Below are 21,651 nucleotides of genomic sequence, written 5' to 3'. Positions count from 1 at the left end.
CTAACCCAGCACATTGACGCTATCGCGCAACTGCTGTACCAGTTGATCGCTGCGCAATTCATGATTACTGGCGCGCACTCTATGGCTCACCACCGCTGCTAGCACCGCTTGCACATCCTCCGGCACCACATAATCGCGCGCATGAATTAACGCCCAGGCTTTAGCTGCACGCAGCAAGGCCAAGGCACCGCGCGGGGATAGGCCGTAGCCAAAGCGCGCATCGCTGCGGGTGAAGGCTACAAGGCGCTGTACATAATCGAGCAGTGCGGAGCTGGTCGTCACTTGCTGTACGAGGGTTTGAATTCCACGCAGTTGCTCAGGTGTCAGCATAGGTTCGAGTTGTTTGATGGCCGCCCGCGGGTCTACTCCTTCAAACAGTAAACGTTCAGATGCGGGGCTCGGGTAGCCGAGTGAAATACGCATTAAAAAGCGGTCGAGCTGGGATTCTGGCAGGGGAAAGGTGCCGCTTTGGGAGAGTGGATTTTGCGTGGCAATCACAAAAAAAGGTGAGGGCAGAGGGCGACTTTTACCCTCAATGGTCACCTGTCCCTCCTCCATGGCTTCTAGCAGCGCACTCTGGGTTTTGGGCGAGGAACGGTTGATCTCATCCGCGAGCAATACTTGCGTAAACACTGGCCCTGGGTGAAATTTAAATAGGCCCTTTTCACGCTCAAAAATAGCTACGCCGAGGATGTCGGCGGGTAAGAGGTCACTGGTGAACTGCACGCGTTCAAACTTCAAACCCAGTACCTTGGCGAGACACTGGGCGAGGGTGGTTTTGCCCATACCGGGTAGATCTTCAATCAGCAGGTGTCCCTCTGCAAAGAGGCAGCTCAGCGCCAGTCGCACTTGTTGATCTTTGCCGAGTACAATCTGGTCAATTTGCGTGATAATTTTTTGAATCAGTGACTGCATGAGCATCCTTATACGTCTAATTACGGTTGAGCGTAAGTGCTTTAAATGACATGTTTTCAGTGGGTGGAATCTTAGCAGAATAGCCTAGGTGAGGCTGGGTAAGGTATAAAGAAACGCAAAGGCATAGGACTCTTAGGTATTTTCTATCTACACTAAAAAATCGCTAGTAGTGAATTTTAAACAGGGTCAGGATGTAAAATAGCCTAGCAAGAATAATACTTACGCTAAAACAGGATAGAACTTCACACTAGGATTTACATTAACCAAAGGTAAAAAAGTATAGATTGAGTGCACCTTGAGCACCTAATCTGTAACTATTCATTGGAATGAAATACATGGGTGCTTGGGGTTTCAGTTGCGTAGTATTTATCGTCATGCTTATGGCCACGCCTAAGCTTTATGCCCAAGTGCTGTCTGTTGATTCTTCTTCTATAGCTTCATCTGCGCCCAGTATTGTGCGTGTCCCCAAAATGGTGGTTCATGATATTTATCATGAGGACTTTTATTTTTATCGTATATTGCAGCTCGCGCTAACCAAATCGAGTGCTGAGTTTGGCCCTTATGAGCTTGAACAGTTTCCCTTTATTATTGCGGATAAGCGGCAAGTGTCAGAATTACTGCAGGGTAGTATTGACGTTATATGGCGTACCACCAATAGCGACTACGAAGCTGAATTTATGCCAATCAAAATCTCGCTGTTAAAAAATCTTACTGACTACCGTCTGTTACTGATTCGAAAAGGCGAGCAAGCGAAATTTTCTGCCGTAAAAAACTTGGCTGATTTGGGCCAGCTTAGGGGTGGTATACATACACAGTGGCCGGATTATGCACTCATGAAAGCGAATGGTTTGACGCTGGTGGGCGCGACGGTTTATCCCAAATTATTCAAGATGCTCGCTGCGGGTCGCTTCGATTATTTTTCCCGCGGTATTTATCAAATTCAGCCTGAAGCTACTTTGCATGCAGAGCAACATTTAGTGATAGAGCAGGAGCTGATGCTCTATTACCCGAACAGTATTTATTTCTTTGTACGCAAAGGCCAAGATGCACTAGCACGGCGCATTGAGCAAGGTTTGATGCTCGCGCTGGCCGATGGAAGTTTTGATGAATTGCTCAATAGTATTCCTCATTACCGCTGGGCTACAGATGCATTGCATGACCACACTCGCCGCGTCATTACACTCGCACAACCCGCTCATTAAGGAAGAGTACGTCACGCCAGCTCTTATCAGGAAAGCTGCTGTGGAAAGTACCCGTTGCGTTAGCTGTTGTGAATAATTGGCCTCATTCCTCTCACCTGTTATGCTGCACTCCCTATGATTTCGGGTGTGATTCATGCGTTTTATTTATACCGTCATTTTTTACCTCGCGCTGCCATTTATTCTTTTGCGCTTATGGCGGCGATCGCGCGCAGTACCCGCCTATGCCGAACGTTGGGGCGAGCGCTTTGGTTTCTTTGAGCCGCTCGTTACATCGAAAAAAGTCATCTGGTTACACACTGTTTCGGTAGGGGAGTTTTTAGCCGCCTTGCCGTTAATTCGCCGCTTGCAAGCGAATGCTGAGCTGCAATTGGTGATTACTACCACTACCCCCACAGGTTCTGAGCGGGTGCGTGCAGCGTTGAATGTTGCGGGCAATGCGGGCGTATTTCATGTTTACGCCCCCTATGATTTACCTGAAGTGCTCTATCGTTTTTTACAGCGAATTAAGCCCGCTTTATTCATTAGTATGGAAACTGAGCTGTGGCCCAACACCTTGGCGGCTTGCGCTAAGCGTTCCATTCCCTGCGTATTGATTAATGCGCGCTTATCAGAAAAGTCGGCCCGTGGTTACGCGAAACTGTCTGGGCTGACAAAACCTATGTTGCAGCGTTTAAGCTGTGCCGCCATTCAACATAAAGCCGATGCCGAACGTTTTATCGCCCTAGGTTTACCGGTGGAAAACGCGCAAGTAACGGGTAATATTAAATTCGACTTAACCATAGATGATGGTTTGCGAGAGCGCGCAGCACTATTGAAGCGGGAGCTGAGTGAGCACGGCCGGCGTTTGGTGTGGATTGCAGCGAGCACACACCAAGGCGAAGATGAAATTATTTTGGATGCATTTGCGCGCATGCGAGCGACTGGATCCACACAGGTGCAGGCAAGCTTTTTGGTGTTGGTGCCGCGTCACCCAGAGCGTTTTGATGCTGTGGCGCAACTGTGTGAGGCGCGCGGATTTCGCGTCGCGCGTCGCGCTAGCGGTGAATCGACGACTGGTAAAGATATTTTACTGGGCAACACCATGGGTGAAATGATGCTGCTGTTTGGCGCCAGCGATATTGCCTTTATGGGCGGCAGCTTAGTGCCCAATGGCGGGCATAACTTTATCGAACCTGCCGCTTGGCAGTTGCCCTTGTTGAGCGGCGAGCATCTTTTTAATTTCGCCGAAGTTGCACGATTGCTGAGCGTGGCGGGCGCCTTGCGCCTTGTAACAAATGCCGATGATTTAGCGCAGGCGCTGCAGGGTTTGATCGATGATGAGGCTCTACGCCATTCTGTGGGAGCGGCTGCCGCTCAGGTGGCGCGCGATAATCGCGGTGCTTTAGAAAAAACCTTAAAAATTATTGAGCGCTTTTTAACCGCACCTCATTAAAATCGCCCTGATAACGTTTTAATTAAACCCCCTTCAAAAAAACAAAACCCCACAGATCAGTGTGGGGTTTGTTTGAAATCTGCCGCTTTCGCGGCGCGGGTTACCGCTTATTCATATTTACTGCGATTGACCATGGCGCTATCGAGCAGCCACTTATCAATCTCTTGGACATTGGCTGGGGTGAGCATGCCCGCTACTTCGCGCAGTTTGATGGTATCTATCACATAGTCGTAGAGCGCATCAGAATAGTTGCGACGCGCTTGGTAGAGATTGCGCTGAGCTAACAGTACTTCCACCAAGTTACGTGTTCCCACCTCATAGCCTGATTGAGTTGCTTCCAAAGCTGATTGGTTGGAAATAATGGCTTGCTTGCGCGCTTGCACACGAGCTACATCGGTTTCAACTGACAAATGCAGGCCGCGAGTATTTTGAATCACGCTGCGCTGAGTGCTGTTGTAGAGCTCTTGCGCTTGGGTAAATTGTGCATAAGCTTGGCGCGCGCGACCGGAGGTTGCGCCACCACTGTAGAGTGGGACTTTAAGGGTCAGGCCAATAGAGGTGCCGTCGGTAGATTGATCTATAGGGCCAAATTGTTCGCCATCGCGAGTGTTGTCGCTATAGCCTAACGACGCACCTACTGTGGGCAAGTGTCCAGATTTACTCGCTTTAGCACTTTCATGTGAGGCTTCCGCGCGCAATTTGGCGGCCTTGAGGTTGTAGTTGTTCTTCAGTGAGAACTCGACCCAGTCAGCGCGGTTGGCGGGCGCCGGTGAAATAACAGGAAATTGGGGCGAGAGAGAGGCAATTTGCTCTTCGGGCTTGCCGGTTAATACTTCCAACGCTTCGTAGTTAATACCCAGGTTGCCGCGGGCTTCAAGCGTACTCGCGGTGGCGCTATCAAACGCGGCTTGGGCTTCATGCACTTCTGTTATTGCAGTCAAGCCGACCTCAAAGCGCTGTTTGGTTTGCTCTAGTTGATGAGAGAGAGCGTTTTGCTCGGCAATAGTCGCCTCAAGGCTTTCTACTGCGCGCAATACATTAAAGTAAGCGGTGGCGACTCGGACTATAAGGCTTTGTTGGTCAGCACCAAATTGTGCTTCGGCTTGTTCACTTAATTTGATGCCCTGTTGGTAGTTGTACCAAGCAGACATATCAAACAGTGGCTGCGTCAGCGACAAACTTAAGCTTTTTGTGGTCATGTCAGTGATGCTGTCGGCACCAATGTTGTTGTTGGTCTCGGTATCATCTTTGGTATAGCTGGCGGTGGCATTAATCTGCGGCAAAAGACCCGCGCGCCCTATGGTTTTGTTTTGCAAACCCGCTTCATGATTTGCTTGGTCAGCTTTTAATTGCGAGTCATTCTGCAGCGCCAGTTCGTAGATATCTAACAGGCTGTTCGCGCTGGCAGTAAAGGGCGTTAGAGAGAATAAGCTAACGAGCAGGTAAAGCTTGGTCTTTTTCATAAGAGTTTCCAAAGGTCCAAAAGTTAAAAATTGCTATTCAAGTGTGTATGTCTGACTGCTTTAGTGAGCCTTCAGCGGCTGCGATGAGCGGCTGGAATGAAAAAAGCGGTATGCAGAGCGGATTTAAGTTGGGTCGAGTGTAGCCGCTTGCCGTCTTGGGGTCGAGTAATCCTGTGCAATATCACTGGTTAAAAAGGGTAAACCGCCACCCCGAAAGGGAGAAGTTACAAATGTAAGTGATAGCCGCTTGTTGCTGTCATTAATTCGCTGTTTGTTCACACGCTAACTCCTTCTATTAATTACCTAAATTAGTTTAGGGGTTGGATGATTTTTAAGCGCAATCGCGCACAACTGGCCTATGCTCAGTTGATCTGCGTGCACATTACTGAATACTTTAGACGCACAGAATTTGTATATGGATTCATGTTTTTTCATATTTTGCGAGAAAGCTGGAATCGTTTTTGCTCATGCCTTGCTTCAGGTGATGAGTGGAAGATGCTCATTTTGACTTTTGTTGCGAGAATTGGGCGTGATTTTAACTCTAAAATGCCTCAATTATGGCAGTAGGGTGACTTTATCCATGGTTTTTCCATTGTTTGATTGCTTCATTTAAGTGCGGCTTTTATCATGCGCGCCCGCTTGCAGCTTGACCGGTTTAAGTACGTTTTAATACGTATAGATGTTGTCACCCTGACTAGCTCAGGGGCGGAGCTTAAGCTGCCTTCTTAATTTAACTGTTATATTTCCTTATTAAGGGTTTTTTATGCCTGTTCTTTTAGAAGTTGTATTGGTGACATTTGCACTTCTCGCACTTCTCGGTGTGGTCTTTGAAGAAGTTATTCATATCAACAAAGCTAAAACCACATTGTTTTTCGGCAGCCTTTCTTGGCTGGTGATGTTTATGTTTTCTGGCGGCCACATGGAACAGGATGTGATGCTGGAAAAACTCAATGAAAACTTGCTGGAAATTGCAACGCTTTGGTTGTTTTTGATGGCAACTATGACTTTCGTCGCCTATTTGAATGCTAAGGGCATTGTACAAACAGTGGTGCAGCGTTTGTGCCCCGCGCAAATGACCAAGCGTATGTTGATGGTATTAGTTGCACTCTTCGCGATGTTGTTGTCGATGGTGTGTGACAACGTAACCGCCACCTTGGTGACCCTTGGCTTGGTGCAGGCTTTTAACGTTGATAACCGCACGCGTATTAAACTCGCGGTATTGGTAGTCTTTGCGGTTAACTCTGGTGGTGTGGCGTTGATTACTGGCGATGTAACAACCCTGATGATTTTCCTCGGCGGCCATGTGACTATGCCGCAATTGTTCACCTTGATTTTACCCGCCGTATGCGGCGTGTTGGTGCTGGCTGCACTTATGTTCCCCGGCGTGAGTGGCGTAGTGACAACGGAAAAAGACCCGCGCAAATTTACCGGTATGGACTGGGCGATTGTGGGCACTTTTTTCACCACCATTATCTGCACCATGCTATTTAACTTCTTCTTCCATGTGCCGCCCGTACTGACCTTTTTGGTGGGTTTGTCTGTGATGTTTTTTATTGGTCACTTCATGCAATTGGATAAAGAAGAAACCAAAATTTTGGAGTATGTACGTCAAATCGAGTATGAAACCCTGCTGTTTTTCCTTGGGATTTTACTCTTGGTGGGCATGCTCAAAGAAATCGGCACCCTTGATTTACTGACTGACTTCTATGTACAGGTAGAGCCGGCTTATGCCAATTATATGATGGGGTTGTTCTCCGCCTTGATCGATAACGTACCGCTAACTGCAGCCTTGCTGAAGTCTGAGCCGGTATTGCCTATCTCTGAATGGTTGGCGTTAACCTATGGTGTCGGTGTTGGCGGCTCGTTGCTGGCGATTGGTTCTGCTGCCGGCATTATTGCCATGAGCAAGGTAAAAGGCCTTACTTTCGGCTCATTCTTGCGTTACACCCCTTTGGTGCTGATTGCCTATACCGCAGGCTATATGGTGACTTTGGTATTAGCGAGTGCTGTGTTTGGTTAAGGGCTTGCCTGTTCTAGTGCTGAAGTGAAAAAGCCGGGCTTGTCCCGGTTTTTTTACGTCTAATTGGTGCAAAGTCCTTGGTGTGCGCGGATTTTACACCGAATTTATGTCGGCAATTTATGGCTCTGTCAGTATGCGCCAACTTTATTGTAGAGGTGTCTATGTCACATTTAGAAATTGCCAAGCTTGATCTGCTGTATGTCGGGATCATTATTTTTACCGGGCTTTTGGGTGGCGTGTTCGCCAAAAAAATTAAAGTGCCGGACATCGTTATATTTCTGTTGATTGGGATTGGCTTAGGGCCGGCAGTGAGCGGCTTTTTGAGCGTTCCGGCAGACTCTACGATGAATCAACTTATCCTCACGATTGGCGCCTGCTATCTTCTGTTTGAGGGTGGTGCGACCCTGCGTTTTGCTGTTTTAAAAGAAATCTGGATCAGCCTGATTTTAATGGCCACCCTTGGGGTGTTGATTACTGGCGCAATCACATCGTTTGTAGGCGTTTATTTAGGGATTCCTCTGGGGATCGCCCTTGTGCTGGGCGCGCTAACAGCTTCCACAGATCCAGCAACTCTCGTACCTATATTTAAGCAGGTGCCGATTAAAGATCGCGTAGCGCAAACAGTGATGAGCGAGTCAGCGCTCAACGATGCCATGGGCGCTATAGCGACTTTTGCGGTAGTTGCCTATGTAATGGGCAGTAGTACTGGCACCGCAGAAGCTTTTAGCCTGACTCACTCCCTTAAAGAATTGGCATGGGAGGCCGGAATGGGGTTGCTGTTGGGCGCTATAGTCGGCTACTGCGCAACCTTGCTTATGGCACACAATGCTCTGGGGATTTTTCGAGGCGTCACGCCCTTCGTCATAGTGCTGGCGGTGATCACGGTATTTTTATTGGCAGATGCATTCGAGTCCTCAGGGTTTATGGCGGTATTTACTTGCGGCGCCATCATTGGCAATAAGGACTCATTTGGTTTGCCACTGGACGAACATGAGCATGAATATTTAGAGGACTACGTGGGTAACACGGCGCTCTTAATGCGCATGTTCATTTTTATTCTGCTCGGCTCTCAGGTTGATTTCCATTTACTTAAAGAATACCTCGGTGTAGGTTTGGCATTGCTTGTAGTGTTTATCTTTATTGCGCGCCCACTTACCGTATTGATTTGCGCAGCTCCCGATCGCCGTGCGGCATGGAGTTGGCAGGAGTTAGTGTTTATGAGCTGGACGCGTGAAACTGGTGTAATTCCTGCGGCTTTGGTCGGTATATTGGCGGGTATGAAAGTACCGGGCATGGATGTGGTAGGCGCAATTACTTTCATCTTTATCTTGGGTACGATACTTATTCAAGCACCTACTACTGCGTTGCTTGCGGGTAAGCTGGGGTTGTTGGCGAGTCAGCAAAAGAAACAGTAAAAGATCAAACAATGGGCATTTGCTTGCGAACATATCCTTTCTAATATGGCACCACGCGCGCGTCTCAGCGGGCGGTGGTGTCGCTTTATATCGCCAAAGGTTCCTTTACACCCCTTGGCAACTTCTCTAGACTGCAGGCTTTCTTGTCGGGGTGCTCGCTAATAATTCAGCTGAGCTGAGATATACCCGCCGACCTGATCCGGTTAGTACCGGCGTAGGGAACGAGAGCTTGTCACCTGGCAATTAACTTGCCCCCCTCTCTTTTCCGCGCTTTGTTTTTTTCGCGGGAACTCTATGCAGACCACAGCTAGATCAACAACACCCATTGCCCTGACGATTGCCGGTAGCGATAGCGGCGGCGGCGCAGGTATTCAAGCGGATTTAAAAACCTTTGCTGCTCTTGGCGTTTATGGTTGTAGCGCCATAAGCTCGCTGACGGCGCAAAATACCCAAGGTGTGCAGGCAGTATTGCCAATTGCTCCTTCATTTGTGCAGGCGCAAATTCACTCAGTTATGAGCGATATAGGGGTCAGTGCCATCAAAACTGGCATGCTTGCCACGGCAGATATTATTGCTGCTGTAACGGAATCACTAAAAGATTTCGCGCAGATTCCTTTGGTGGTCGATCCGGTAATGGTAGCGACGAGCGGCGATCGATTACTTGCACAAGATGCGATACAAATCCTGATCGCGCAGTTGATTCCGCGTGCGACTGTGATTACGCCAAACCTGCATGAAGCGGCCGTCCTGCTCCAAACTCACGTCGCGCAAGATGTAGCGCAAATGCAGCGTCAAGGTGAACAGTTATTGGCCTTAGGGGCTAGGGCGGTGCTTATGAAGGGCGGCCATAGTGAAGCTCAGGAGGCAACGGATCTGTTAGTTACACCCGAGGGTTGCTTTGCGTTTAGTGCCCCATGGTTAGCGACGCGCAATACCCACGGCACCGGTTGTACCTTGGCATCTGCAATAGCGGCGGGGCTGGCACAAGGTATGACGCTGCAGGCTGCGGTACAGGCCGCAAAAAATTATTTGCAGGGCGCTTTGGCGGCGTCAGCACAATTGCATATAGGTACGGGCGCAGGGCCTGTGCATCATTTTCATTCTTTTTATTAATCGTTTTTATTGTCAGTAAACTTTAGGGGAAAACCCATGAACACCAGCGTAGAAAAAATTCTGAGCGAAAGCGCTCAAGTGGATCAGGCTTCGGTACAGCCATTTACCGGCTCACGCAAAATTTATGTGCAGGGTTCGCGCCCTGATATTCAAGTGCCTATGCGCGAAATCACGCTGGCGGACACAGGAACTGAATTTGGCGGTGAAAAGAATCCACCGGTACGTGTTTACGATACCTCTGGCCCTTACACAGATCCCAATGTGAAAATTGATTTACGCACAGGTTTAAACGCGTTGCGTACCGCGTGGATTGAAGAGCGCAATGACTCCGAAGTGATTGAAGACAGCGACTCGGTATTTACTACCGAGCGTATGAATGATCCAAAATTAGCGCACTTGCGTTTCAATTTGACGCGCAAGGCACGCCGCGCCAAACCAGGCATGAATGTGTCGCAAATGCACTACGCCAAAAAAGGCATTATCACGCCAGAAATGGAATACATCGCGATACGCGAAAATATGGCGATGGCGCAGGCCCGCGAGTTGGGTATTGCGGATCAGCAACACAAAGGCGAGAGTTTTGGCGCAAGTATTCCTGCGGAAATTACCCCTGAATTTGTGCGCGATGAAGTGGCCCGTGGCCGCGCGATAATTCCGCTTAATATTAATCACCCGGAAGTTGAGCCGATGATTATTGGCCGCAATTTCCTCGTGAAAATTAACGGCAATATCGGCAACTCTGCTTTAGGTTCTTCTATCGAAGAAGAAGTAGAGAAGTTGACCTGGGGTGCACGCTGGGGTGCGGATACCGTGATGGATTTGTCTACCGGCAAAAATATTCATGAAACCCGCGAGTGGATTATTCGCAACTCCCATGTGCCCATTGGTACAGTCCCCATTTATCAAGCGTTGGAAAAAGTAGACGGCGTTGCGGAAAATCTTACGTGGGAAATTTTTCGCGATACGCTAATTGAACAAGCAGAGCAAGGCGTAGATTATTTCACCATCCATGCCGGCGTATTGTTGCGCTATGTACCGCTCACAGCCAAACGCGTTACCGGCATTGTTTCGCGCGGTGGTTCGATTATGGCCAAGTGGTGTCTTGCGCATCACAAAGAAAACTTTCTCTATACGAACTTCGACGAAATTTGCGCCATTATGAAAGCCTACGATGTGAGCTTTTCTTTGGGCGATGGCCTGCGTCCTGGCTCAATCGCTGATGCCAACGACGAAGCACAATTTGGTGAATTGGAAACCTTAGGTGAGTTGACCAAAATTGCATGGAAACACGATGTGCAATGCATGATTGAAGGCCCAGGTCATGTGCCTATGCACATGATTAAAGAAAACATGGAAAAGCAGTTAGAAGTTTGCGACGAAGCACCTTTCTACACCCTTGGTCCATTGACCACAGATATAGCCCCAGGTTACGACCATATTACCTCGGGGATTGGTGCCGCCATGATTGGCTGGTTCGGTTGCGCTATGCTCTGCTACGTAACCCCTAAAGAGCATTTGGGCTTGCCGAATAAAGATGATGTTAAATACGGCATCATCACTTACAAAATTGCAGCTCATGCTGCTGACTTGGCCAAAGGTCATCCTGGTGCGCAATTACGCGATAATGCTTTGTCTAAAGCGCGTTTTGAATTCCGCTGGGAGGATCAATTTAACTTGGGTTTAGATCCAGACACCGCGCGCTCGTACCACGATGAAACTCTGCCGAAAGAGTCAGCTAAAGTAGCGCATTTTTGCTCTATGTGTGGGCCTAAGTTTTGCTCGATGAAAATCTCCCAGGAAGTACGTGAGTACGCGGCAAAAAATGGCACTGATATCACCGCTATTGGCGATGACGACGTTATCCGTATGATCGATGTAGAAGCTGAAATGAAACAGAAGTCGCAAGAGTTTTTGGCGAAAGGGTCGGAGCTGTATCATAAGGTATAAGCTGCATCATAAACTGTATTACAGGATATAAATTGACTGGAGGGCTGGCAATAAGTCAGCCCTCTTGCATTTTGAAGGTGTAAAAGTGATTAAAAAACCAGATTACACGGCAGTGGATGTTGAAATCGTTCGCCGCGAAGAAATGTACAAGCGCTTTTTTCGCGTGGAAAAAATATTTTTGCGGCATAAATTATTTGATGGTTCCTGGGGGCAGGAAATTGGCCGCGAATTATTTGTGCGCGGTGAAGCTGTCGCGGTTGTTATTTACGATCCCGTGTTAGACCTCATTGCATTGGTCGAACAATTTCGCATAGGGGCACTTAACGAACCCAATGGCCCTTGGTGCTATGAAGTGGTAGCCGGAATGCTGGAGGAAGGTGAATCGCCTAGCGATGTTGCTTATCGAGAGCTTATCGAGGAGGCGGACCTGCGGCCTTATCACATGGAATATATTTGTAACTATCTATCCAGTCCTGGTGGTTGCGATGAAAAACTGCATTTGTACTGTGGTTTGTGCGATTTATCGCATGCCGGTGGTGTATTCGGCTTGCAAGAAGAGGGCGAAGATATTCGCGTTCATCTTATGCCCGCCAAAGACGTTTTAGAGAATTTATATGGGGGTGCCTTTAATAATGCCGCGGCGCTAATTTGTCTGCAGTGGCTGCAACTTAATCGTGCTCGCCTTCAGCAGCAAGCGGCATCACCCACTTAGAATAATTAGCACGGGGGATTGACTTAGAGCTGTCTCTGGCTAACACTTCATTTGCGCAGTAATTATTTATTGCGCTATTCAGTCTTTTTAATATTCCTCATGCTTTTTAACATGGGTTAAGTCAACGCTTATGTTCACTTTGCGCCTTACGCCACTGCCTGTTCAAACTCAAACCTTTCGCGAGCGATATAAGGTAAATTTGCCCTTGCAAATGGCAGAGTGTGAAGCGAATTATCTGCGTCTCAATAAATTGCTGTTACATTTGCAAGGGGATGAGTGCCGATTTATGACCAGTCGCGGCTCTCAACAATGGTTGCATCTTCTGCGTATAACTGAGCGCTCGCCTTACACCACTACCTTACAGCTCAGCCAGGTATCTTTGCAGGAACAACCTAATTGGTTGGCGATGCCTAAACTCACCTTGCGCTTATACAAAGATGCAAAATTAGTAGAGGTGTTGGCATGGGAGGGACATAAGCGTTTACGGGCTCGTTACGACTATCCAAATCAAGCAATGTATCAGCGTGATGAAAAGCACCAGCTCAATCAGTTTTTGGGTGAGTGGCTAAGGCTTTGTCTTGAAGAGGGGCATAGCCCTAACAACCTAACATCTATGTAATGGTGGACAGGTTTGTATTAAATTACTGTGCGCTTTTTATTTTCTTACGGTGTCTGATTCTACTAACAAGAAAATCCTATCCTGCTTTTTTGTGAAAGTCTTCAATGGTGGTCATGATCAGTCATTGCTGTAAAAAACATCGACAAGATTCAAACTGCTAGAGACTAAAGTGTGAGTAGCGCACATTTTTACGGTTTTTTACTTTGGATGTGCAATGAAACCCTAGTTTCTGGTGTCAATCAGCTAGCGAAAAGTGGCATTAGCGTATATCGTTGGTATTAGCTTTGACGCTTAAGCGTTCATAATTCGGTGAGGCAATATTGCTTCACTTTTAACCAGAATGCCAACCTGATTATCTAAGGGACAATAACAGCCTGTGCGTCTGATACAAATTACTGATTGCCATCTTGGACCAGAGCAAAGCGAAGCGCTGCTAGGTTTAAACACTGACCAAAGTTTAGAAGATGTGCTGCAGTTAATTGCACGCAAGGAATCTCACTTTGATGCCTTGCTGTGTACTGGGGATATAGCCAGTGCTGGGCATGCCGCATGCTATGAGCGCTTTGTACAAAGTCTGCGTCGCTACTTTCAGCAACCGCTCGCCTGGCTGCCAGGTAATCATGACTCCGCTGAAATAATGCTCACGCTACATCAACAGTTAGGTGCTGAGCAGCGTTTATTAAGTGTGGGCAATTGGTTGATTGTGATGTTGGATTCCAGTGTGCCGGGTCATGTACACGGACAGCTGGCAGCGAGCGAATTGGATTATCTTGCGCACATCTTGCGCACCCATCCCGAAAATCATTTCATGGTATGCCTACATCATCAGCCCGTGGTGGTGGGCAGTGCGTGGATTGATCAATACACTGTACGCAATGCTGATGCACTCTTTCAAATCACTGACAGTCATCCTCAAGTTAAAGTCATTAGTTGGGGCCACGTGCATCAAGCGTTCGGCGCTGAGCGCAAGGGCGTAGCACTTTTGGCTGCTCCTTCTACTTGTGTGCAATTTAAACCTCATTGTGACGACTTTACGGTAGATACGCTTATGCCAGGTTATCGCTGGTTTGAGCTGAATGATGATGGCAGTTTTGCAACGGGCATTGAACGTGTTACCGGTAAACACTATGTGATTGATTATAAGTCAGCAGGGTATTAGTTCTTGGCTGCACTGATTTATATTCACGGTTTTCTCAGCTCTCCTCATTCCTACAAGGCCCAGCAAATACACGTTTGGCTAAGGCAGTATCGCCCTGATATTGCTTATTATTGTCCGCAATTACCGCCTTACCCTGCAGAAACACAACGCATATTAGAGGATCTAGTGGAGTCCTTGAGGTCCGATCCTGTGTACCTCATGGGAAGCTCACTGGGCGGCTACTGGGCGACTTGGTTGGCAGAGAAGTATAATTTGCGCGCAGTGCTCATTAATCCTTCGGTCGCACCCTATGAGTTTATGCCCCAGTATTTGGAGGTTGACCTCAAGAGCTATCACACGGATCATGTCTTCCGTTTGCAGTCACATCATATAGATGAGCTAATCGCCGTAAATGCGCCCATACTGCATCCAGAGAATTACTGGCTGTTGGCGCAAACAGGCGATGAGGTGCTCGATTATCGTCGCGCTAAAGAGCGCTATAAAAATTCTAAACAAACTATTGAGACTGGAGGCGATCACGCCTTTCAGGGGTTTGAACTGCACATAAAACAATTGATTAGCTGGCTAGAACACAAGAGTTAATCAGACCTTCTTTTCATCTTAACGAGTTGCGCATTGTTAATTATGGCTAATTATTCTGCAGAAGATATTGAAGTACTTACAGGTTTGGATCCGGTTAAAAAACGCCCGGGTATGTATACCGAAACAACTCGCCCCAATCATCTAGCGCAGGAAATCATCGATAACTCGGTGGATGAGGCGCTGGCGGGGCACGCTAAATCAATCGAAGTGATATTACACAAAGATCAGTCGGTTACTGTGACAGATGATGGGCGCGGTATGCCGGTGGATATTCATCCTGAACAGGGCAAGCCGGGCGTAGAAGTCATTCTTTGTACGCTTCATGCTGGCGGCAAGTTTTCCAATAAAAATTATCAATTCTCCGGTGGCCTACACGGTGTGGGCGTGTCAGTTGTAAATGCGCTCTCGCAAATGTTGGAAGTGACTATCAAGCGCGATGGCAATGTTTATCGCATGGGCTTCGCCAATGGCGATAAAGCGAGCGATCTGGAAGTTATAGATAGTTGCCCCAAGCGTCAAACGGGTACCAGTGTGCGCTTTTTGCCTAACCCTAGTTATTTTGATTCACCCAAATTTTCTGTCACACGCATGCGTCATGTGTTGCGTGCCAAGGCTGTACTTTGCCCAGGTTTGAGCGTCACCTTTTTGGATGAGCAAACGGGCGATAAAGATGAATGGTATTACGAAGATGGCTTAAAAGATTATCTTGCCGGCGCTACCCACGAGTGGGAAACATTGCCCGAACAACCATTTGTTGGCGATTTTAGCGGCACTACTGAAACGGTAACTTGGGCTGTGCAATGGCTACCTGAAGGCGGTGAGCTGATACAGGAAAGCTACGTTAACTTAATTCCCACGGCGCAGGGTGGTACCCACGTTAATGGTTTGCGTACTGGGCTTTTGGATGCCATACGTGACTATTGTGAGTTTCGCAGTTTGATCCCGCGAGGAATCAAGCTGGCACCTGAAGATCTGTGGAATAACTGCTGCTTTGTTCTATCTTATAAGCATCACGATCCGCAGTTTTCTGGTCAAACCAAAGAGCGTTTAACCTCCCGCGAAGCGGCGGCCTTTGTCTCGGGCATTGCTAAGGATGCGTTTGCGCTCTGGCTCAATCAGCATACGGAAGAGGGCGATAAGCTCGCCGAAGTCTGCATTAATAATGCGCAAAAGCGAGTGCGTTCCAGCAAAAAAGTTGCGCGTAAAAAAATCACTCAAGGCCCAGCTTTGCCCGGTAAATTGGCCGACTGCTCCAGTGGCGAACCAGCCTTGAGTGAATTATTTTTGGTGGAAGGGGACTCGGCAGGCGGCTCCGCCAAACAGGCGCGCGACCGCGAATACCAAGCGATAATGCCCCTGCGCGGAAAAATTCTAAATACCTGGGAGGTAGACTCCTCAGAAATATTAGCCAGCCAAGAGGTGCACGATATCTCTGTTGCTATAGGTATGGACCCAGGCAGTGAAGACTTAAGTGAGCTGCGCTATCATAAAATTTGTATTCTCGCCGATGCTGACTCTGACGGTTTGCATATTGCGACCTTGCTCTGTGCGCTATTTGTAAAACATTTTCCGATACTGGTGCGCCACGGTTATATCTATGTCGCTATGCCGCCGCTCTATCGTATCGATTTGGGTAAAGAAGTTTACTACGCGCTCGATGAGGGCGAGAAAAACGGCATACTCAATCGCATCGCCGCAGAAAATAAAAAAGGTAAACCCAATGTACAGCGCTTTAAAGGCTTGGGTGAAATGAACCCGCTGCAATTGCGCGAAACCACCATGGCGCGCGATACGCGTCGTTTGGTGCAGCTCACCATCGACGACACCAATGTTGATGACGATACTATGCAAGTTATGGATATGATGTTGAATAAAAAACGCGCAGCTGATCGTAAACAATGGCTAGAATTGAAAGGTAATTTGGCAGAAATAGCGGTTTAGCGAATGTTTTTTGTTTTGACGGAGACTGAAGCGCCGATCGCAATCCGTAAATTTCATGAATTAGCTGGCGCCGAGGCTCGCACCTTGGCAAAAACTGGCTAGACTGAATACTGTTAATTTTCAATTAGCTACCCTTCAAATCGCTCAGGGAATTCCCATGAAAAATAATATCAATTTGTTCCTGAAGTCAGCACTTATGACTGCCGTTGTCTCTGCCACTCTTAGCTTATATGGCTGTGGTGGCAGCAGCGGCGACACTCAGACACCGCCTACGCCCACAGGACCTGACGCCTTTGTTGAGGGAACCGCGCCGCGCTTTGACCCCATCATTTCAGATTTACCTTTTAATACCGATTTTATTTTTGCTAAAGCGGCCGCTACTGATGGCACCGCTGATGTAGGCGCAGCGACAGATGCGGTGCGCTCCGCGCTCAATGTTATGGATGGTTTTTCGACCACAGCTTATTTTGATGTGATGATCAGTGGCAGTGTGGACCCTGCGACTGCCATTCCGCTCAAAAGTGTATTTTTAGTTGAAGTGAATACAGGTGGGAAAGATGCGCTCAATCCCGCCAATATTATTGGCTTGGTCGGCCCTGCGAACTTTGATGTAAAAGTAGTTTCGCTGGATGGTGGCACGAACAATGCCGTGCGTCTGCGCCCCTTGGTACCCTTAAAAGCTAAAACCAAATACCTCGTGTTTCTTACGGATGACTTGAAGGATACATCGGGTAAGGCGTTAACGCGTTCTTGGACTTATAACGCTCTACGTGATCCTAGTTATGCTGCTTTTGATACTTTGCTTCCCGTGCGCAACGCCCTGATAGGTTGGGAAGCTTTGGCGAGCGGGTTTATTGCGGCTGCCACTGCTGGTCAAGTTTCAGCTCCAGTCGCTAAAGAGAAGCTACTGCTTACTTATACTTTCACCACGACAGATCCACTGACACCCTTGGTGGCAATGGCTTCACCACGTGCCGCTGTTGCTGGCTTGCAAATCGCTGCAGGTGCAGCGCCAGCAGTTGCTGTTGGTGCCGCCTTGCAGTTGGATGCTGCAGGTGCGTTGCCATCGCCAAAGGCGCGCAGCCTGAAAGTGTCGCCTATGACGGGCATAGACTTCACTGAGCTAACGCAAGGTTTGCTAGCGGGTAATGTAGGTAAGCTATACACCGGAGCTATCAGCTTGCCCTACTATCAAACCACGCCCGCGGGGCTGGAGTTTGGTAAGTTTCTCACCAAAAACTGGAAACCAGATGTAGCGCTAGCGAGCCTTTTGGAGGTTACTCTCCCTAAGGATGTTGACGGCAGTTATAACCTGACCTACAGATTCCCCTTTGCCGCAAAAACAGCCGATGAAATTGTGCCTCTACAGGTTACTTTGCCGTTGCCATCTTGGGTGCCGGGTTATGCGGGTTCTGCAAACTGCAGTCAAATTTATGCTGCGACGGGTTACCCCTTGGTTATTTACGTACATGGTATAACCAGTGAGCGCTCTTCAGGTGTGGCACTTATGCATACACTTGCGAGTCAGTGTATAGCAACAGTCGCCATTGATTTACCGCTCCATGGCGTAGCGGCTAACAATCTATTTGCACCCGTATTAAATGTAGAGAAAAGTCAGCTGATTCACTATGCAGCCATTTACGGTGATATGGCGCCTCATGAACGTCACTTCAATGTGGCGGGTGCTGCGGGTGCTCCCGCACCGATGAATTTCGCTAATCCGGGTGCGAATGATGGCTCGGGAACCCAGTTTACTAATTTGGGTTACATGGCCAATATGCGCGATAACAATCGCGAGGCAGTTGTAGATTTCTTAAATCTCAGCGCTAGCCTTGGCAACCTTAAAGCTGAATTAGCCCAGAACTTTGCTGTCAGCGTGGATACCAATAATGTCTATGTCGTCGGAGTATCTTTGGGCGGTATATTAGGCGGTGTTTTCACTACGGCGAATCAGGTCGCTATTGCCAATGAGATGAAGTTGGGGATGACGCCGGTTTTGACGCCTTTGCGTGGTTTGGTGCTCGCGTCTAGCGGTGCTCAAGTCAGCCAAATCATGATTAACTCACCTACCTTTGGCCCTAGTATTGATGCAGGGTTGGCGGCGAGTGGTGTGATGGCGGGTACGGCTAATTACGAGCGCTTCGTTTATGCCGCTCAATCCATGTTAGATTCAGGTGATGTGGTCAGTTTTGCGCAGACCTTAGGGCAGCTAGGTGTTCCCGTATTGGCGCAGCAAATTAAAGATGACCAAGTTATTGTCAACTCAACCCCACGTGCGCCCCTCGCTGGTACAGAGGCGCTCGCTCGCCTAATGGGCGCCAAACCTTTAGGCGCAGGTGGTGAGCTAATGGGGGTAGGTTTAGTGCGTATGAATGCTGGGGGTCACACCTCGTTACTGCGCCCTGAAGGTGGTGCACCGCAGGTCACAGCAGAACTGCAAACTCAGGTAGCGACTTTTATTCTCTATAAAGGCAAGCCTGTAATTGGTGCTGCCGCGCCGGAAAACGTGATGGCACCCTAATTACCACGTTTATTTAGTGATCCATTTAAAATCCCAGCCTAGCTGGGATTTTTCATTTAGTGCGCTTTGTTTTTATATTGATCTTTTTTATTAGCGTCGATGTGAGGGAAATTTCACCACAAAAAAATACCCTGTTATTAAACCTTGTACTACAGCGTTTTTTTAGCAATCATGCCCTAAACAAGTACCCTAATATCAACGGTTAACGATTGAGCGCCTCTAATGACTCCACGCAATTACCTTTATCTACTTAAAAAATATGATGAATACCAACCGCAAATCGAGCGGCTTCTGGAATCTATTATCACCGCTCAGGCACCCACTAAGCTGGAAGATTCGAGCGAGCAACTAGCCTCTGCGATTAATCGTTTGCATCAGTCTTACCCCTTTGTGGAGTTACTTTACTGTGTTGATGAGCAGGGCACCCAAACGACTGAATCGGCGGCTGCCCCTAAGGTGGCAGACTCTAAGCGACGCGAGCCAGGTTTAGGTTCGGATCGCAGTAATCGCGTTTATTACACAGCTGCACGCGATAACTTTAAAACCGTTACCGTCACTCAGCCCTATCTTTCCAGCGCCACTCATCAGCTTGCGATTTCAGGTGTGCACCGTTTTAATTCCAGTGCAGGTGGTTTGCGTTATTTAGTACTTAACGTCAACCTCGAAAAACTTATCGCATTTTTAAATGGCGATAGTTTACGCAGCTTAGTGCACCCTTTCTTTCAGGTTGTTTATGGCATTATCGGGGTAATGTTGGTTATTGTTTCCGCGCTCTTGTTGTTTGCGGCGGGACAGTCGCTTTTTGATATGTTTTTGGAACACACGAAAACCGCCACCCAAGCGTTCCAATCGGTCATCTTAGTTACCTTAGGCCTCGCTATTTTTGATTTGGGTAAAACGATTTTGGAAGAGGAGGTGCTACTGCATAAAGATATCCATCACACAGGCTCAACACGCCGCACCATCAGTCGTTTCATGTCTGCGATTGTTATTGCTGTTTCCATTGAGTCGCTGCTGCTCATGTTTAAATCGCTACTCGGTGATGCAACCCATTTAAATTCGGCAGTCTTTATGTTGTTTGCGGCAGTAGCGCTTTTAGTTGGTTTGGGTGCTTATTTGAAATTGACAAGTGAAAAGAAGTAAGCCCAAGGCCCTCTTTACAGTCGATATTTTTGGCTGCAAGTTTTGTTGATCCATTGTTTTGCGAACAAATATTATTTGAGTCACAAGGAATTACATGAGTATCAAAACTAAAAGTGCATTTGTTTGCAATGACTGTGGCGCCGATTATAAAAAATGGCAGGGGCAGTGCACTGAGTGCGGCGTATGGAATAGTTTAGCGGAGGTGCGCCTTGGGCCTACACCGGCAAATCGCTCCGCCAAGTTTGATGGCTATGCGGGTGGTGCAGGTGCGACGCAGGTGCAAACACTGGCTGAAATTTCACTCAATGATTTGCCGCGCTTTAGCAGTGGTATGGGCGAGTTAGATCGTGTGCTGGGTGGTGGTTTTGTACCTGGGTCGGTGGTGTTAATTGGCGGTAACCCCGGTGCCGGAAAGTCGACCATACTGCTGCAAATTTTATGCAATTTAGCCTGTAATATCCCTGCACTTTATATTACTGGCGAGGAGTCGCTACAACAGGTTGCAATGCGTGCGCAGCGCTTGGGTTTGCCTACTGACAAATTACAGATGCTCAGCGAAACCAGTGTGGAGAGCATTTGTGCAACTGCGCAAAAAGTATCGCCCAAAATTATGGTGATAGATTCTATTCAGGTTATGCACATGGAGGATATATCCTCGGCTCCTGGCTCTGTTTCGCAAGTGCGTGAAAGCGCTGCTTACCTCACGCGCTTCGCCAAGCAAACCGGCACAGTATTAATTTTGGTGGGACATGTCACCAAAGATGGGTCATTGGCTGGCCCAAAAGTATTGGAGCACATGATCGATTGTTCGATTTTACTAGAAGGCGACAACGATTCACGCTTTCGCACCCTGCGCGGTAATAAAAATCGTTTTGGTGCGGTAAATGAATTGGGCGTTTTCGCTATGACGGAACAAGGCATGCGCGAAGTGAACAATCCCTCTGCAATTTTTTTGCAGCGCGCGGAAGAGCCAGCTTCCGGCTCAGTTGTCATGGTAATGTGGGAGGGGACGCGTCCACTCCTGATTGAAATTCAAGCCTTGGTTGACGATAGCCATTTAGGCAACCCGCGCCGTGTGGCTGTAGGTATGGATCAAAATAGGTTGTCGATGCTGCTCGCCGTATTGCATAGACATGGGGGCATTATGGTGGGCGATCAGGATGTGTTTGTGAATGTGGTCGGCGGTGTGCGCGTAATGGAAACCAGTGCGGATTTAGCCGTATTGCTGGCGATAGTCTCTAGTTTTCGCGACCGTATTTTACCGCAGGATTTAATTGTATTTGGTGAGGTGGGTTTGAGCGGTGAAATTCGCCCAGTGCCCAGCGGCCATGAGCGCTTACGCGAAGCGGCTAAGCATGGTTTCAAGCGCGCCATAGTGCCCTATGCCAATGCTCCGCGCGAAAAAAACATAGGAATAGAAGTCGTTGCCGTCAAAAACTTACAAGAAGCACTGGATGCCCTTTAGTT

17 protein-coding genes and 1 riboswitch are annotated in these 21,651 nt (G+C 48.1%); of the genes, 14 read left to right on the top strand and 3 right to left on the bottom strand.

What is annotated here, in order from left to right:
• Complete coding sequence (locus AC0KUT_RS14600) at positions 1 to 915, bottom strand: AAA family ATPase (protein WP_488831031.1); 915 nt, start codon at positions 913 to 915, stop codon at positions 1 to 3.
• Positions 916 to 1,241: 326 nt separating this feature from the next.
• Here AC0KUT_RS14600 and AC0KUT_RS14595 point away from each other — a divergent pair, with 326 nt between their 5' ends.
• The gene (locus tag AC0KUT_RS14595; RefSeq protein WP_488831030.1) at positions 1,242 to 2,117 is read left to right on the top strand and encodes a substrate-binding periplasmic protein; all 876 of its coding nucleotides are present in this window, start codon (positions 1,242 to 1,244) and stop codon (positions 2,115 to 2,117) included.
• Positions 2,118 to 2,250: 133 nt separating this feature from the next.
• The gene (gene waaA, locus AC0KUT_RS14590) at positions 2,251 to 3,549 is read left to right on the top strand and encodes a lipid IV(A) 3-deoxy-D-manno-octulosonic acid transferase (RefSeq protein WP_488831027.1); all 1,299 of its coding nucleotides are present in this window, start codon (positions 2,251 to 2,253) and stop codon (positions 3,547 to 3,549) included.
• Between the two features lie 107 nt (positions 3,550 to 3,656).
• Here waaA and AC0KUT_RS14585 read toward each other — a convergent pair whose 3' ends face one another.
• Positions 3,657 to 5,012: a TolC family outer membrane protein gene (locus AC0KUT_RS14585; protein ID WP_488831026.1), complete on the bottom strand. Its 1,356-nt coding sequence runs from the start codon at positions 5,010 to 5,012 to the stop codon at positions 3,657 to 3,659.
• Between the two features lie 123 nt (positions 5,013 to 5,135).
• Positions 5,136 to 5,291, bottom strand: coding sequence for a hypothetical protein (locus AC0KUT_RS14580; RefSeq protein WP_488831025.1), 156 nt, complete (start codon positions 5,289 to 5,291; stop codon positions 5,136 to 5,138).
• A gap of 484 nt (positions 5,292 to 5,775) precedes the next feature.
• On the opposite strand from AC0KUT_RS14580, the gene nhaD reads away from it, so the two are divergent.
• From nhaD to radA, 12 genes are all read left to right on the top strand, one after another.
• Positions 5,776 to 7,032 carry a sodium:proton antiporter NhaD gene (nhaD, locus tag AC0KUT_RS14575; protein WP_488831024.1) on the top strand — a complete coding sequence of 419 codons (1,257 nt, stop codon included), beginning with the start codon at positions 5,776 to 5,778 and terminating at the stop codon, positions 7,030 to 7,032.
• A 161-nt stretch (positions 7,033 to 7,193) separates the two neighbouring features.
• Positions 7,194 to 8,447: a cation:proton antiporter gene (locus tag AC0KUT_RS14570; RefSeq protein WP_488831022.1), complete on the top strand. Its 1,254-nt coding sequence runs from the start codon at positions 7,194 to 7,196 to the stop codon at positions 8,445 to 8,447.
• Between the two features lie 137 nt (positions 8,448 to 8,584).
• Positions 8,585 to 8,685: riboswitch (TPP riboswitch) on the top strand.
• Between the two features lie 56 nt (positions 8,686 to 8,741).
• The gene (thiD, locus tag AC0KUT_RS14565; protein WP_488831021.1) at positions 8,742 to 9,560 is read left to right on the top strand and encodes a bifunctional hydroxymethylpyrimidine kinase/phosphomethylpyrimidine kinase; all 819 of its coding nucleotides are present in this window, start codon (positions 8,742 to 8,744) and stop codon (positions 9,558 to 9,560) included.
• A gap of 36 nt (positions 9,561 to 9,596) precedes the next feature.
• A complete protein-coding gene (gene thiC, locus AC0KUT_RS14560) occupies positions 9,597 to 11,507 on the top strand; it encodes a phosphomethylpyrimidine synthase ThiC (RefSeq protein WP_488831019.1) in 1,911 nt (636 codons plus the stop codon).
• Positions 11,508 to 11,592: 85 nt separating this feature from the next.
• Positions 11,593 to 12,219, top strand: a complete 627-nt coding sequence (locus AC0KUT_RS14555) for an NUDIX domain-containing protein (RefSeq protein ID WP_488831018.1) — start codon at positions 11,593 to 11,595, stop codon at positions 12,217 to 12,219.
• Positions 12,220 to 12,349: 130 nt separating this feature from the next.
• Positions 12,350 to 12,838 (top strand): DUF1249 domain-containing protein, encoded by a 489-nt coding sequence (locus AC0KUT_RS14550; RefSeq protein ID WP_488831017.1) that lies wholly within the window; start codon positions 12,350 to 12,352, stop codon positions 12,836 to 12,838.
• Between the two features lie 376 nt (positions 12,839 to 13,214).
• Positions 13,215 to 13,997, top strand: a complete 783-nt coding sequence (gene cpdA / locus AC0KUT_RS14545; protein ID WP_488831015.1) for a 3',5'-cyclic-AMP phosphodiesterase — start codon at positions 13,215 to 13,217, stop codon at positions 13,995 to 13,997.
• A 3-nt stretch (positions 13,998 to 14,000) separates the two neighbouring features.
• The gene (locus AC0KUT_RS14540; RefSeq protein ID WP_488831014.1) at positions 14,001 to 14,579 is read left to right on the top strand and encodes a YqiA/YcfP family alpha/beta fold hydrolase; all 579 of its coding nucleotides are present in this window, start codon (positions 14,001 to 14,003) and stop codon (positions 14,577 to 14,579) included.
• Positions 14,580 to 14,621: 42 nt separating this feature from the next.
• Positions 14,622 to 16,520: a DNA topoisomerase IV subunit B gene (parE, locus tag AC0KUT_RS14535; protein WP_488831013.1), complete on the top strand. Its 1,899-nt coding sequence runs from the start codon at positions 14,622 to 14,624 to the stop codon at positions 16,518 to 16,520.
• A 157-nt stretch (positions 16,521 to 16,677) separates the two neighbouring features.
• On the top strand, positions 16,678 to 19,041 hold the full coding sequence (locus tag AC0KUT_RS14530) for a hypothetical protein (protein WP_488831012.1): 2,364 nt from the start codon (positions 16,678 to 16,680) through the stop codon (positions 19,039 to 19,041).
• A gap of 222 nt (positions 19,042 to 19,263) precedes the next feature.
• The gene (locus AC0KUT_RS14525; RefSeq protein ID WP_488831011.1) at positions 19,264 to 20,184 is read left to right on the top strand and encodes a PDC sensor domain-containing protein; all 921 of its coding nucleotides are present in this window, start codon (positions 19,264 to 19,266) and stop codon (positions 20,182 to 20,184) included.
• 94 nt (positions 20,185 to 20,278) lie between these two features.
• A complete protein-coding gene (radA, locus tag AC0KUT_RS14520; RefSeq protein ID WP_488831009.1) occupies positions 20,279 to 21,649 on the top strand; it encodes a DNA repair protein RadA in 1,371 nt (456 codons plus the stop codon).
• Positions 21,650 to 21,651: the final 2 nt, after the last annotated feature.

The organism is Cellvibrio sp. 25HG11W-0 (genome assembly GCF_057815475.1).
This window is presented reverse-complemented; position numbering and strand designations above follow the sequence as displayed.

What these genes read in the sequence shown, in the direction of transcription:
- AC0KUT_RS14600 (WP_488831031.1), bottom strand. Translation starts at nt 915, where the DNA reads ATGCAGTCACTGATTCAAAAAATTATCACGCAAATTGACCAGATTGTA.
- AC0KUT_RS14595 (WP_488831030.1), top strand. Translation starts at nt 1,242, where the DNA reads ATGAAATACATGGGTGCTTGGGGTTTCAGTTGCGTAGTATTTATCGTC.
- waaA (WP_488831027.1), top strand. Translation starts at nt 2,251, where the DNA reads ATGCGTTTTATTTATACCGTCATTTTTTACCTCGCGCTGCCATTTATT.
- AC0KUT_RS14585 (WP_488831026.1), bottom strand. Translation starts at nt 5,012, where the DNA reads ATGAAAAAGACCAAGCTTTACCTGCTCGTTAGCTTATTCTCTCTAACG.
- nhaD (WP_488831024.1), top strand. Translation starts at nt 5,776, where the DNA reads ATGCCTGTTCTTTTAGAAGTTGTATTGGTGACATTTGCACTTCTCGCA.
- AC0KUT_RS14570 (WP_488831022.1), top strand. Translation starts at nt 7,194, where the DNA reads ATGTCACATTTAGAAATTGCCAAGCTTGATCTGCTGTATGTCGGGATC.
- thiD (WP_488831021.1), top strand. Translation starts at nt 8,742, where the DNA reads ATGCAGACCACAGCTAGATCAACAACACCCATTGCCCTGACGATTGCC.
- thiC (WP_488831019.1), top strand. Translation starts at nt 9,597, where the DNA reads ATGAACACCAGCGTAGAAAAAATTCTGAGCGAAAGCGCTCAAGTGGAT.
- AC0KUT_RS14550 (WP_488831017.1), top strand. Translation starts at nt 12,350, where the DNA reads ATGTTCACTTTGCGCCTTACGCCACTGCCTGTTCAAACTCAAACCTTT.
- parE (WP_488831013.1), top strand. Translation starts at nt 14,622, where the DNA reads ATGGCTAATTATTCTGCAGAAGATATTGAAGTACTTACAGGTTTGGAT.
- AC0KUT_RS14530 (WP_488831012.1), top strand. Translation starts at nt 16,678, where the DNA reads ATGAAAAATAATATCAATTTGTTCCTGAAGTCAGCACTTATGACTGCC.
- AC0KUT_RS14525 (WP_488831011.1), top strand. Translation starts at nt 19,264, where the DNA reads ATGACTCCACGCAATTACCTTTATCTACTTAAAAAATATGATGAATAC.
- radA (WP_488831009.1), top strand. Translation starts at nt 20,279, where the DNA reads ATGAGTATCAAAACTAAAAGTGCATTTGTTTGCAATGACTGTGGCGCC.